Source organism: Xenorhabdus bharatensis, from assembly GCF_037996705.1.
Classification (GTDB): Bacteria; Pseudomonadota; Gammaproteobacteria; order Enterobacterales; family Enterobacteriaceae; genus Xenorhabdus; species Xenorhabdus bharatensis.
Window position 1 is genome coordinate 1 of the sequence record NZ_JBBMXG010000122.1, and the last position, 223, is coordinate 223.

Below are 223 nucleotides of genomic sequence, written 5' to 3' on the forward strand. Positions count from 1 at the left end.
AGATTGATATTTCCCATCCGACTCTGGCTTAGTGTAACTCTCTCCTTTCAAGGCATAATTCCCTGCAGGGGCATAGTTACCTTTTGATTCATATCGACTGTTACTTTCCGCTTTAGAATAGCTATAGCCATTCTCCAGATATTGGCCTTTGGGTTGATATTTCCCATCCGACTCTGGCTTCGTATAACTTTCGCCTTTCAACGCATAGTTTCCGGCAGGGGCA

General features: G+C 44.4%; 1 pseudogene. It reads right to left on the reverse strand.

Going from position 1 to position 223, the window contains the following annotated elements:
• Nucleotides 1-223, reverse strand: a pseudogene (locus AAC855_RS21505) (hypothetical protein); the annotation flags it as partial.